Below are 10776 nucleotides of genomic sequence, written 5' to 3'. Positions count from 1 at the left end.
CTCAACCCTGCTCCATGAAGCGCAGGATGGCCGACTGGCTGCCGCTCGCCAGCATTGTCCCGTCCTCGGCGTACATATGGATCGCGCCGTGGCCGAAGCCGCGCGCCGCCGCGCTGATCCTGACGTCGCACAATACCCAGTCGGTCGGCACGATGCGCGCGATGCGCAGCGTGTTGTCGAGGCTGTTGCCCCCGCCGCGCCGACCGAACGCGGCGGCGAGCCCGGACGGCACGAAGTCGGCGAACAGCGCCAGCATGCTGGCATCGATCGGCGCATCTTCGCGCGGGCGCATCCACAGCACCATGCGCCCATCGGCGGAGGGAACGCCGTTGCGCGGCACCGCCCCGTAGCGCCCCGGCGCCATGCGGATATCGAGCCGGCTCATCAGCGTCGCATCCTGCACCGGCCATAACGGCCACGGGCCGCACTCCGCGGGCGGCGGCATGTCGGGCGGAGGCATCATCCACTGCCCGTCGGGCTGATCGCTGCGATCGCCCAGCGCCGCAGCGACGCTCAGCACCGGTTTGCCCGCGTTGCTCGCGACGATCCGCACCTGGCTGATGTTGCGCCCGCCCGACAGCACCTCGACCGCGAAGTCGAGCGTATCGCCGATCCGCGCGTAGGAGATGAACTGCGCGCTCGACCACACGGCATTGCGCCCCGTCGCACGTTCCGCCGCGATCGTCGCCGCGGCGAGCCCGACGCCGCCGAACATGAAGACGTTGCCCGGCGGTCCGACGCAGATGCGATCGGTGATGGCGAGGCGGAACGTCGCTGGGTCGGACGTGGTCTGCAGATCAATGAACGGCGCTGGCATGGCCGCGTCGTTCACACGATCGCGCTGGCCTGTCCAGCGTCGGGCGGCGGCCGATCGGGTGCGCCCAATCGCGCGAGCACGTCGATGAACGGCGCGTCGGCGGGCGGCATGGGAAGCCCGCGCATCTCGTCCGTCGTCACCCAGCGCAGATCCGCCGCCTCCAGCGCGCGCGGCGTGCCCGACCAGTCGCGCGTGACAAACAGCAGCAGCAGCAACGTGCGTGCGCCGATGGGGGCGCCATCGTCGCGGCGCTCGCTCGCAAAGGTCAGCGGCGCCAGCGTCGCCGGATCCAGCGTGATACCGAGCTCCTCCGTCAGTTCGCGCGCGAGTGCCGCAGCTGGCGCTTCGCCCGGCTCCACTTTGCCGCCGGGGAATTCCCACAGGCCGCCGTGATGCTTTCCCGCCGGCCGCTGTTGCAGCAGGAACCGGCCGTTCGGCGCGCGCAGCGCCGCCGCGACGACGAGCAAAAGCGACGGATCGCGCGCCATGTGGACCTTTCGTTAAGCTTGCCATGCGATGGCTAGCCCATGCGCCGCCCCTCGTCCCGCATCAAAAACCTGCTCCCGCCGACTGGTCGGCGGCTGCTCCGTGATCGTCGTGCCGCAACCGCGGTCGAATACGGGCTGATCCTAGCCGTCATCGTCATCGCGATGATGGTCAGTCTGGTCGGCGTCGCCGACGTGACGAAGGGCGTGTGGAGCAACGTAAGCAGCAAAGTGACGAACGCGCGCTGAAACAGAAAAATCAAGCCGGACCGGCTTTAAACGTTTCTCAACCTACCTCGATTATCTCGACCAATACCGGAGCGGGGGCATCTTCGAACCGGTCGGGTGACTGAAGATTAGAACCACTGGAGATCGAACATGCAGAAGATCCGCACCTTCCTCAAGAATTCCAAGGGCGCGACCGCGATCGAGTACGGCCTGATCGCCGCGCTGATCGCCGTTGCCGCCATCGCCGCGATGGGCAACCTCGGCAACCAGCTGAAGACGACGTTCGGCAACGTTTCGACCAACATGAAGGCCACCTGAGCCTTTCGTCAAAGATCGAACAAAGAGGGGCGACGGACCACGGTCCGCCGCCCCTTTTCGTTGTGCCAGCCCCGTCGCGCGATCAGGCGAGCGCGCGACTCTTCGCCAAGAACTTCTCGCGCGATCAGGCGAGCGCGCGACCCATCGCCAGGAACTTCTCGCGCCGGTCGCGGCGCAGCGCCGCCGGATCGAGCGGCGTCAGTTCGTCGAGCGCCGCCGCAATCGCGTCGCCCAGCGCGCCGATCGCCGCCGATGCGCCACGGTGCGCGCCGCCCAGCGGCTCGGGCACGATCGTGTCGATGACGCCGAACTCCTTCAGATGCTGCGCGGTGACCTTCATCGCCTCGGCCGCTTCCGGCGCCTTGTCGGCGGTGCGCCACAGGATCGACGCACAACCCTCGGGCGAGATAACCGAATAGACGGCATGTTCGAACATCAGGACGCGATTGCCGCTGGCCAACGCGATCGCCCCGCCCGAACCGCCCTCGCCGACGATCGCCGAGACGAGCGGTACGCCCGCGGCAAGGCACGCCTCAGTCGACCGCGCGATCGCCTCGGCTTGCCCGCGCTCCTCGGCCTGCAACCCGGGAAACGCGCCCGAGGTATCGACCAGCGTCACGATCGGCAGGCCGAAGCGGTCGGCGAGCGACATCAGCCGCACCGCCTTGCGATACCCCTCGGGCTTGCCCATCCCGAAATTGTGGCGCAGCCGCGACGTCGTGTCGTCGCCCTTCTCGTGCCCGAGCACCATGATGCGCCGCCCGCGAAACGTCGCGAACCCGCCGAGGATCGCCTGATCGTCCCCAAACGCGCGATCGCCCGCCAGCGGCATGAATTCGTCGAACAGCCCAGCGACATAGTGTTTGAAGTGCGGGCGCTCGGGATGCCGCGCGACCTGCGTCTTCTGCCACGGCGACAGCTTGGCGAAGGTGTCGCGCATCAGCTTGTCGGATTTCGCCTGGAGCTTGGCGATCTCGGCGGAGATGTCGATCCCGCCCTCGGCACCCGTCTCGCGCAGCTCGTCGATGCGGCCCTGAAGCTCGGCGATCGGCTTCTCGAAATCTAGAAAGGTCGGCATCGCGCGGCGCTAGGCCGGTCGTTTCATCGCGTCAACGAGCGGGTGGCGTTCGTTGACGAGCTGAACCAGATGCGCACGATCGACGTGAGTGTAGATCTCGGTCGTCGCGATATCGGCGTGACCGAGCATCGCCTGGAGCGCGCGTAGGTCGGCACCGCCTTCCAGCAGGTGTGTTGCAAAGGCGTGCCGCAGGACGTGCGGGCTGATCCGATCCGGCGCGATCCCCGCGTCCGCGGCAAGCGCGCGGATGATCTGGAACAGCCGCACGCGCGACAGATGCGTCTTGCCCGACGCAAATAGGAACGCGCGATCGACCGCGACATGCGCGCGCCACGCCGCCACCGCCGCGCGCGCCCGATCGGAGATCGGCACCAGCCGCTCCTTGCCGCCCTTGCCCGTCAGGATCACGAACGGCCGATCCGGGTGGATCGCGTTGCGCGGCAGCGACACAAGTTCGCTCGCGCGCAGGCCCGAGCCGTAGAGCAATTCGAGCAGCGCTGCGTTGCGCAGGTCGGCGGGCAGCGGGGGCGTGCGGTCGAGGCGCGTAGCGACGACGGCGAACAGCCGGTCGACGTCGGCGTGGCTCAGCGTGCGCGGCAGCGGGCGGCGCGTGCCGGGCCGGGGCAGCGCGCTGCCGGGATCGTCGGCGCGGATGCCCTCTTCGGCGAGAAAGGCGAAGAACCGCCGCAGCGCCGCCGCCTTGCGCGCGACAGTGGACCGCGACAGCGCCGCCCAGCCATCGCCGAGCCGCGCGATCGCCGCGCCGTCCGCACCGGCCAGCCGCCCGCCGAGCGCGTCGGAGGCGAGCAGCAGGTCGCTGCGATAGGCCGCGACCGTGTTGCGCGCCGCCCCTGCCTGCGCCGCCATCATCTCGAGAAACAGGTCGATCAGCGCGCGATCGCCCGCCATCGTCAGAGCCGCGCGATCGCCTCGGCGGCGATCATCCGCGCCTCGCCGCCCAGCCCCACCGCGCGCAGCGCGGCAACGATGCGGTAGAGCGCGGCGGGCGGCACGCCGCGCCAGTCGCCGGTCTGCATCGCCACCGCGGCGAGCAGGATCACCGTGGCAGGCTGGCCACCTTGCACCGCGCGATCGAGCGCGCGCGTCCAGGCGTTGGTGGTGCCGATCCTCACGTCGAGCGATTCAGCGCCGCTCTCGATCTCCTGTGCACTCAGCCTGCCGAGCCCCGCGAGCCCGGCGAAGAACATCCGCCGCTTGAGCGTCGCGTCACCGGTGCCGCTGTAGCTGCTCACCGCATTGTAGCCGAGCCGCATTCGGGCATCGGGATCGGACAGTTCGAGCAGCGCCCAGGCGTCGCCGCCCTCGTCGACCTGCCCGCGCCAGCGCTGCGCGCTGCGATCGAGCCCGGCGGACAGCATCGCCGCGACGATGCGGTCGGCATCGGCGCGCGCGTCGCTCGGCCGCACCCGTGCCGCGGCGCGTGCGGTTAGCACGAGTCGCGCGTAGCGCGCCTGCGGCGTCGAGCCCGCGTCCCACAATTGCCGCAGCGCACCGAGCCGCGTCGCGACGTCCGCCCCCACATAGGCTGAGCGTAGATCGGAAGCGATCGCGCCGAGCGCGGCGGGCGTCTCGTCCGCCGCGTCGAGCGCCGAGAACAGATCGACCAGCGCGGCGTTGGAGATGATCCCCATCGCCGCAGCGGCCTCCGCCGGCGCGGCACGATCGGCGAGCGGGATCGCCGGCGCCAGCGCGCGCCAGCCCGTCACCTGCGGGCCGACGGTCGCGTAGAGCGTATCGGGCACCGCAACGCCGGTCGCGGTGGCGAGGCCGAAGCGCCACGCGGTCAGTTGCGTCACCGGATCCCACTCGATGGTGATCGCTTGGCGACTGTTGAGCCCGGCGCCCGCCACCTTCTGCGCCAGTTGCAGGTCGATCCCGCTCGCGATCCGGCGGCGGCGCGCATCGGCAATCAGCGCGCGCGAGCCGCCTTCCGCTGCGCCGAGCGAGCCACACATCGCGCGCGCCATGATCCAGCCGCGCTCGCTATTCCCCGCCGCGTCGGCGAGCGGGCACAGGCCCGCAGGGTCGGCGGTGGCGAGCAGCGCCTGCATCGCGACCTGGCGATATTTGGGCGTCGCGTTGCCGGTATCGACGCCCTGGATCACGCTGCGCGCCGCGACCGATTCGCCCATGCGCAGCAGCAGCCACGCGCGCTCGGCCGCGAAATCGGCGCCGTTGAGCCCCGCCGGCGTGTCGACACGTGAGACTAGCGCGTGGCGCAGCGCGATCGACATCCAGCGCGACGGCAGCGGCGCCGATAGCCGCCGCATCAGCGCCTCGAGGAAGCCGCCGTCCGCCGTACCGAAGGCATCGGCAGGCAGCCCGCCCTCCGCCGTCCCGATCGGGCCGATCAGCGCCAGCGAGCGGCGCGCGAACAGCGGCATCTCGTAGCGCGCGAGTTCCGCCGCGCTCGGCGGCGTCGGCGTGGGGCTTGGCGTCGGCGAGGTTTCGGGCAGCGGCAGTTCGAGCGGCCGGCTGTCGGGCAACGGCTGCACCGTCGCGCCGCCGGGGGTGGTCGCGGCGGGCGGCGGGGGCGGCGCGGGATCGCCGAAGCCCGGCGGCAGCAGTGATTCGGGCGCCTGCTGGTTCTGCGCGACCGCGGCGGCGGCCAGCGAGGCGGCGACCGCGACGGCCGCGAGCAGCCTAGCTCGCAAGGTTGCCGAGCTCGACCGTCTTCTCGACTCGCGTCGTCGGACGCTCGGTGGCGCTACCCGCGAGAAAGAACAGCCCGCCGATCACCACGACCAACAGCACCACCAGCGAGACGATCAATCGCGACATGTTCCAACCCTGTACGACGCAGCACAACCGGCACTCGCGGCACTTCGCATGGGTCGCGAAGCCGACATTTCCGAAACTTGTACCCGGAGCGCCGGCGCGCTGTATAGCCCACCTCGCCATGTTGCAAAGCCCACCCCAAGCGGAGCGCGATCCGACGAAGCGCTGGCGACGTGCGCCGATCGTGCTCGTCGGGCTGATGGGCGTCGGCAAGTCCACCGTGGGGCGGCGACTGGCGCAGCGCCTGCGTCTCCCCTTCGTCGATGCCGATAGCGAGATCGAGGAAGCCGCCGGCATGTCGATCCCGGAGATCTTCGCGCAATTCGGCGAGGCGTATTTCCGCGACGGCGAACGGCGCGTGATCCAACGGCTGATCGACGGCACGCCCAAGGTGATCGCGACCGGCGGCGGCGCGTTCGTCAACGACACGACGCGCGCGCTGATCCTCGCCGAGGCGCTAGCGGTATGGCTCGACGCCGACATCGACGTGCTGGTCGAGCGCGTCCGCCGCCGCGACACTCGGCCGCTGCTGCGCGGCAAGGATCCCGCCGCGGTGCTGCGCGACCTGGCGGCGGCGCGTAACCCACTCTACGCGCAGGCGCACATCCGCGTCGCCAGCAACAATGCGCCGCACGAGGCGACGGTGCGTGCGATTCTGCGGGCAATCGGTTACGGGGCGGCATGACGGTTGTTCGGGTGGCGCTGGACGCGCGCAGTTACGACGTGGTGATCGAGAACGGGCTGCTCGCCCGCGCGGGCGAACATATCGCGCCGCTCGCGCGCGGCCGGCGCGTGCCGATCGTCGCCGATGCCAACGTCGGCCCGCATCTGGCGACGCTGCAGCGGTCGCTCGATACTGCCGGCGTGCCGCATGAGGCGATCGTCATCCCCGCGGGCGAGAAGTCGAAGAGCTGGGCGACGCTCGAACAGGTCGTCGACAGGCTGCTCGATCTCGGCGTCGAGCGCGGTGACCATGTGATCGCGCTTGGCGGCGGCGTGATCGGCGATCTCGTCGGCTTCGCCACCGCGATCCTGAAGCGGGGCTGCGGCTTCGTGCAAGTACCTACAACGCTGCTGGCGCAGGTCGATTCGTCGGTCGGCGGCAAGACCGGGATCAACGCGCGCGCGGGCAAGAATCTCGTCGGCGCGTTCCACCAGCCTAAATTGGTGCTGATCGACCCGCAGGTGCTCGACACGCTGCCGCCGCGCGAGCTGCGCGCGGGCTACGCCGAAGTCGTCAAATACGGCCTGATCGACGATGCCGCCTTCTTCGCCTGGTGCGAGGAGAATGGCGCAGCGCTGCTCGCCGGCGATCCCTCGCGGCGCGAATATGCCATCGCGCACTCGGTCGCGGCCAAGGCGCGGATCGTCGGTGAGGACGAGTTCGAGACGCTGGGCCGCCGCGCGCTGCTCAACCTCGGCCACACCTTCGGGCACGCGCTCGAGGCCGAGGCAGGCTTCTCCGACCGGCTGCTTCACGGCGAGGCGGTCGCGGCGGGATGCGCGCTCGCCTTCGGCTATTCGGCGGTGCGCGATCTGTGCCCCGCGTTCGACGCAGTGCGCGTGTCGGCGCACTGGCAGGCGGTCGGGCTGCCCGACGGGCTCGCCGCGGCGGGGATCGACGCGCCGGCGGACCGGTTGATCGAGCATATGCGCCACGACAAGAAGGCGAGCGGCGGGCAGATCCCCTTCCTCCTCGCGCGTGGCATCGGCCAGACCTATCTCGACAGGAACGTCGCGCTCGCCGACGTCGGCAATTTTCTCGCGATGCAGCCGCGCTGATGCCCAACGGCGTCGCCAAGCGCGATCTGCCGACCAAGACCTGCCCGGCGTGCGGGCGCCCGTTCACCTGGCGCAAGAAATGGGCGAAGGACTGGGATAACGTCGTCTACTGCTCGGACGCGTGCCGCAAGAAACGCTAAGGCCGTAGCCGCCGCGCGCGCGTCAGCCGCGCGCGCCGATCCACGCCAGCCACAGCCATCCCGCGATCAGCAGCGTGCCGCCGATCGGGGTGATCGCCCCCAGCCAGCGCGGCGCACCGAGCGCCATCAGATACAGCGTGCCGGCGAAGATCGCCCCGCCGGCAACGAACAGCCATGCCGGCCCGCGCGCCTCAAGCCGCAGCGCAACGAGCGCCGCGACGGCGTGGATCAGCTGATACTGACCACCCGTTTGCAGCCACTCCCGCGCCTGCCCGCTCGCGCCATGCGCCCCGAACGCCCCCGCCCCCACCGCGAGCGCACCCGACAGCGCCGCGAGGATTACCAGCCAGTTCATCGATCGTTCCCCCACGGCTGCTGCTCGGCGACCAGCGCGCGTGCGGCGCGTATGTCGCCCGCCTCGATCTGGATCCGCAGCCGCTCCTTGTCGCGCGCGCGATACATGTCCTCGGCGCGATCGATGTCGGCGCGGTCGATGCCCAGTCCGTGCATCGCCGCGCGCGCCATCTTGACGGCCGATTCGAGCACCTCGCGCACCACCAGCGTCGCCGGGCCGTTCTTGAGCTTGACGAGCGATCGCCGGTCGAACGCGCGGACGTAGATTGACGCCTGCGGGAACGCCTCGTGCACTGCCTCGACGACCTCGGGGGTCACCTGGTCACCGTCGATGCAGAACAGGATCAGCTCCGCCTCCGCCGCACCCGCCTGGCGCAGCAGATCGAGCCGCGTACCGTCGCCGTAATAGACCTTGGCGCCAAACTCACCGGCGATGTCGATCATCTCGATATCGGTGTCGATCAGCGTGACGGGAATGTCCTGCGTCAGCAGCATCTGCCCCACCGTCTGGCCGAACCGTCCGTAGCCGACGATCACCGCATTGGCGCCGTCCGCGGTCGGCCCGTCGCGCTCCTGCGCCACGATCGGCTCCTCGCGGAAGCGCCGCGTGATCCCCATTAGGAACGGCGTCGTCGCCATCGACAGCGTGATGATCGCGCCGAACAGCGACGCCGCATCGGGCGCGATCAGATAGGCGTCGGCCGCCTGCGCGAACAGCACGAAGCCGAATTCGCCGCCCTGGCTGAGCAGCAGACCCAGCGCGAGCGCCGACCGCCACTTCATGCGGAACGCCATGCCGATGCCAACGATCACCGCCGTCTTGGTCGCGATCAGCGCCAGCGCCATGGCGACGACGAAGAACGGCCGCTCGGCGATCGCCTCCAGGTTCAGCATCATGCCGATGGTGAGGAAGAACAGTCCGAGCAGGATCGACCGGAACGGGTCGACGTCCGCCTCCAGCTCGTGGCGGTACGGGCTGTCGGCGAGCATCACGCCGGCGACGAACGCGCCTAGCGCGGTCGACAGGCCGAGCGCCTCCATCAGCGCGGCGCTGGCGATGACGGTGAACAGCGCGGCAAAGACGAACATCTCGCGCTCGCCCATGTTGCCGATCCAGCGGAACAGCGGGCGCAGCAAGAAGCGACCCGCCGCGATCAGCCCGGCGATCGCCAGCACCGTGTAGACGATCAGCAGCCACCCCGGCGGCCCCCCCGCGTCGGCGGGATTGCGGCTCATCGCGGCGATGATCGTGATCAGCGGGATGATCGACAGATCCTGGAACAGCAGGATGGAAAAGGCGCGCTCGCCAAACGGGGTGCGCAGCCGGCCCGACGATTGCAGCATCGGCAGCACCTGCGCGGTCGACGACAGCGCCAGCGGCAGGCCGAGCGCGAACGCCGCGGGGATCGAGAAGTGCGCGAAGACCGCAATGATCGCGCTGATCGCCACGCCGCAGGCGACGACCTGCAGCAGCCCGAGCCCGAAGATATCCTCCTTCAGCCGCCACAGCCGCGTCGGATTGAGCTCGAGCCCGACGACGAACAGCAGCAGCGTGATGCCGAGTTCGGCGATCCCCATCTTCGATTCGGCGTCGCCGACCAGCCCCAGGACGTGCGGGCCGACCACTGCGCCGGCGACGAGATAGCCCAGCGTCGCGCCCAGCCCCAATCGCCGGAACAGCAGCACGAAGCCGAGCCCCGCGCCCAGCAGGATGAAGCCGTCGCGCAGCAGTGATCCGGCAGCGCCGTGTTCCATCAGTCCCCCTCGCTGCGCGTCCGCGCCTGCGCCGCCGCCTCCGCCGCCGCCTCGAAGGCGAGCCGGATCGACGCGTGGCGCGCGTGATAGTCGCGCGCCGGCGCCAGCACGTCCACCCCCGGCCACGCTGGCACGTCGCCGCCCTGTGCGAGCCAGTCGGCGAGCGCGTCGCGCGCCGCAGCGAGTTCCTCCGGCGTACGGCCGATCACGTTGGCGGCGAGCAGCGACGACGATGCCTGGCCGAGCGCGCAGGCGCGCACCAGCATCCCAGCCTCGCTCACGCGCCCGTCGGGCCCGAGGTTGACGTCGACCGTCACGCGGCTGCCGCAGATCGGCGAGCGCTTCTCGCTCGTCCCCTGCGGGTCGGGCAGCCGCTCGTCGATCGGATTGTCGGTCGCTAGGCGAAGGATCGCGTCATTGTAGAGCGTCGCGCTCATCGGGGATCACTCGTGTTGTCCGCCGCCGGCAGATCGAGCGGCGGGGTGCGGGGGCCGAACACCGGCTGGCCGCGGCGGCGGCGGTCGACAAAATCGGCGATTGCCGCGCTGGTCGCGTTGAGCAGCGGATAGGTGCGCGCCTCCTTGATCCACAGCGGGCGGCGTGTCGGCCCGCCGCCGATCGTGTCGAGCACCAGCACGAGGAGGAGGAAGGCGAGGCTGGCAAGGATCAGCCCCTTGAGCGCGCCGAAGCCGAAGCCGAGCGCGCGATCGACCGGCCCCAGCACCGACGAGCGCACGCGCCCGCCGACCGCGTTGGCGATGATCCGCCCGAACACGTAGGTCGCGCCGCCGAGCAGCACGAAGGCAAGCGACGCCGCGCCCGATGCGGTGCCGATCGGCGCGGTGAGTGCCTTCGCCAGCGGCAGGTGGAAGATCTTCACCGCGAAGACGACCGCGACCCAGGCGAACAGCGCCAGCACTTCGGTGACGAACCCGCGCTTCAGCCCGAGCAGCGCGCTGCCGCCGACGGCGGTCAGCACCGCGATATCGAGTCCGTTCAAATTCATCACGCCGCATCTAG

General features: G+C 70.3%; 15 protein-coding genes. 5 read left to right on the top strand and 10 right to left on the bottom strand.

The window, feature by feature from the left end; all coding sequences use genetic code 11:
• Position 1: 1 nt before the first annotated feature.
• A complete protein-coding gene (locus B7L05_RS12580; RefSeq protein ID WP_144037267.1) occupies positions 2-817 on the bottom strand; it encodes an acyl-CoA thioesterase II in 816 nt (271 codons plus the stop codon).
• An 11-nt stretch (positions 818-828) separates the two neighbouring features.
• A complete protein-coding gene (locus B7L05_RS12575; protein WP_085810629.1) occupies positions 829-1305 on the bottom strand; it encodes a (deoxy)nucleoside triphosphate pyrophosphohydrolase in 477 nt (158 codons plus the stop codon).
• Positions 1306-1344: 39 nt separating this feature from the next.
• Between B7L05_RS12575 and B7L05_RS12570 the strand changes: the two genes are divergently transcribed.
• Together B7L05_RS12570 and B7L05_RS12565 are read left to right on the top strand one after the other, a co-directional pair.
• Positions 1345-1551, top strand: coding sequence for a Flp family type IVb pilin (locus tag B7L05_RS12570; protein WP_085810628.1), 207 nt, complete (start codon positions 1345-1347; stop codon positions 1549-1551).
• A 129-nt stretch (positions 1552-1680) separates the two neighbouring features.
• Complete coding sequence (locus B7L05_RS12565; RefSeq protein ID WP_085810627.1) at positions 1681-1848, top strand: Flp family type IVb pilin; 168 nt, start codon at positions 1681-1683, stop codon at positions 1846-1848.
• Positions 1849-1972: 124 nt separating this feature from the next.
• Here the strand turns inward: B7L05_RS12565 and B7L05_RS12560 are convergent, their stop codons facing one another.
• Genes B7L05_RS12560 through B7L05_RS17460 form a run of 4 tightly spaced genes read right to left on the bottom strand, consistent with a single transcriptional unit; the run spans position 1973 to position 5728 of the window.
• Positions 1973-2926 (bottom strand): acetyl-CoA carboxylase carboxyltransferase subunit alpha, encoded by a 954-nt coding sequence (locus tag B7L05_RS12560; RefSeq protein ID WP_085810626.1) that lies wholly within the window; start codon positions 2924-2926, stop codon positions 1973-1975.
• A 9-nt stretch (positions 2927-2935) separates the two neighbouring features.
• Positions 2936-3835: a tyrosine recombinase gene (locus tag B7L05_RS12555; RefSeq protein ID WP_085810625.1), complete on the bottom strand. Its 900-nt coding sequence runs from the start codon at positions 3833-3835 to the stop codon at positions 2936-2938.
• 2 nt (positions 3836-3837) lie between these two features.
• Positions 3838-5601: a hypothetical protein gene (locus tag B7L05_RS12550; RefSeq protein ID WP_085810624.1), complete on the bottom strand. Its 1764-nt coding sequence runs from the start codon at positions 5599-5601 to the stop codon at positions 3838-3840.
• Entirely contained in the window at positions 5591-5728 is a 138-nt protein-coding gene (locus B7L05_RS17460; RefSeq protein WP_179187209.1) for a hypothetical protein, read from the bottom strand. The genes B7L05_RS12550 and B7L05_RS17460 overlap by 11 nt, the downstream gene beginning before the upstream one ends.
• 118 nt (positions 5729-5846) lie before the next feature.
• Between B7L05_RS17460 and B7L05_RS12545 the strand changes: the two genes are divergently transcribed.
• Genes B7L05_RS12545 through B7L05_RS12535 form a run of 3 tightly spaced genes read left to right on the top strand, consistent with a single transcriptional unit; the run spans position 5847 to position 7647 of the window.
• A complete protein-coding gene (locus B7L05_RS12545; protein WP_085810623.1) occupies positions 5847-6410 on the top strand; it encodes a shikimate kinase in 564 nt (187 codons plus the stop codon).
• A complete protein-coding gene (gene aroB, locus B7L05_RS12540) occupies positions 6407-7507 on the top strand; it encodes a 3-dehydroquinate synthase (RefSeq protein WP_085810622.1) in 1101 nt (366 codons plus the stop codon). The genes B7L05_RS12545 and aroB overlap by 4 nt, the downstream gene beginning before the upstream one ends.
• Positions 7507-7647, top strand: coding sequence for a DUF2256 domain-containing protein (locus tag B7L05_RS12535; protein ID WP_085810621.1), 141 nt, complete (start codon positions 7507-7509; stop codon positions 7645-7647). The genes aroB and B7L05_RS12535 overlap by 1 nt, the downstream gene beginning before the upstream one ends.
• Before the next feature lie 22 nt (positions 7648-7669).
• Here B7L05_RS12535 and B7L05_RS12530 read toward each other — a convergent pair whose 3' ends face one another.
• Genes B7L05_RS12530 through B7L05_RS12515 form a run of 4 tightly spaced genes read right to left on the bottom strand, consistent with a single transcriptional unit; the run spans position 7670 to position 10762 of the window.
• Positions 7670-8002: a DUF423 domain-containing protein gene (locus B7L05_RS12530; protein WP_085810620.1), complete on the bottom strand. Its 333-nt coding sequence runs from the start codon at positions 8000-8002 to the stop codon at positions 7670-7672.
• Positions 7999-9756 (bottom strand): cation:proton antiporter, encoded by a 1758-nt coding sequence (locus B7L05_RS12525; RefSeq protein ID WP_085810619.1) that lies wholly within the window; start codon positions 9754-9756, stop codon positions 7999-8001. The genes B7L05_RS12530 and B7L05_RS12525 overlap by 4 nt, the downstream gene beginning before the upstream one ends.
• Complete coding sequence (locus tag B7L05_RS12520; RefSeq protein ID WP_085810618.1) at positions 9756-10193, bottom strand: iron-sulfur cluster assembly scaffold protein; 438 nt, start codon at positions 10191-10193, stop codon at positions 9756-9758. Before B7L05_RS12520 ends, B7L05_RS12525 begins: the two co-directional genes overlap by 1 nt.
• Positions 10190-10762, bottom strand: a complete 573-nt coding sequence (locus B7L05_RS12515) for a CvpA family protein (protein WP_085810617.1) — start codon at positions 10760-10762, stop codon at positions 10190-10192. The genes B7L05_RS12520 and B7L05_RS12515 overlap by 4 nt, the downstream gene beginning before the upstream one ends.
• Positions 10763-10776: the final 14 nt, after the last annotated feature.

It is taken from the genome of Sphingomonas sp. TZW2008, from assembly GCF_002117915.1.
Taxonomy (GTDB): Bacteria; Pseudomonadota; Alphaproteobacteria; order Sphingomonadales; family Sphingomonadaceae; genus Sphingomonas.
The sequence above is the reverse complement of the archived record's forward strand: the minus strand, read 5'-3'. Positions and strand labels throughout refer to the sequence as shown.

Bases quoted from the DNA above. Each gene is read 5' to 3' on its own strand.
- B7L05_RS12580 (WP_144037267.1), bottom strand. From the start codon at position 817: ATGCCAGCGCCGTTCATTGATCTGCAGACCACGTCCGACCCAGCGACG.
- B7L05_RS12575 (WP_085810629.1), bottom strand. From the start codon at position 1,305: ATGGCGCGCGATCCGTCGCTTTTGCTCGTCGTCGCGGCGGCGCTGCGC.
- B7L05_RS12570 (WP_085810628.1), top strand. From the start codon at position 1,345: ATGCGCCGCCCCTCGTCCCGCATCAAAAACCTGCTCCCGCCGACTGGT.
- B7L05_RS12565 (WP_085810627.1), top strand. From the start codon at position 1,681: ATGCAGAAGATCCGCACCTTCCTCAAGAATTCCAAGGGCGCGACCGCG.
- B7L05_RS12560 (WP_085810626.1), bottom strand. From the start codon at position 2,926: ATGCCGACCTTTCTAGATTTCGAGAAGCCGATCGCCGAGCTTCAGGGC.
- B7L05_RS12555 (WP_085810625.1), bottom strand. From the start codon at position 3,835: ATGGCGGGCGATCGCGCGCTGATCGACCTGTTTCTCGAGATGATGGCG.
- B7L05_RS17460 (WP_179187209.1), bottom strand. From the start codon at position 5,728: ATGTCGCGATTGATCGTCTCGCTGGTGGTGCTGTTGGTCGTGGTGATC.
- B7L05_RS12545 (WP_085810623.1), top strand. From the start codon at position 5,847: ATGTTGCAAAGCCCACCCCAAGCGGAGCGCGATCCGACGAAGCGCTGG.
- aroB (WP_085810622.1), top strand. From the start codon at position 6,407: ATGACGGTTGTTCGGGTGGCGCTGGACGCGCGCAGTTACGACGTGGTG.
- B7L05_RS12535 (WP_085810621.1), top strand. From the start codon at position 7,507: ATGCCCAACGGCGTCGCCAAGCGCGATCTGCCGACCAAGACCTGCCCG.
- B7L05_RS12530 (WP_085810620.1), bottom strand. From the start codon at position 8,002: ATGAACTGGCTGGTAATCCTCGCGGCGCTGTCGGGTGCGCTCGCGGTG.
- B7L05_RS12525 (WP_085810619.1), bottom strand. From the start codon at position 9,756: ATGGAACACGGCGCTGCCGGATCACTGCTGCGCGACGGCTTCATCCTG.
- B7L05_RS12520 (WP_085810618.1), bottom strand. From the start codon at position 10,193: ATGAGCGCGACGCTCTACAATGACGCGATCCTTCGCCTAGCGACCGAC.
- B7L05_RS12515 (WP_085810617.1), bottom strand. From the start codon at position 10,762: ATGAATTTGAACGGACTCGATATCGCGGTGCTGACCGCCGTCGGCGGC.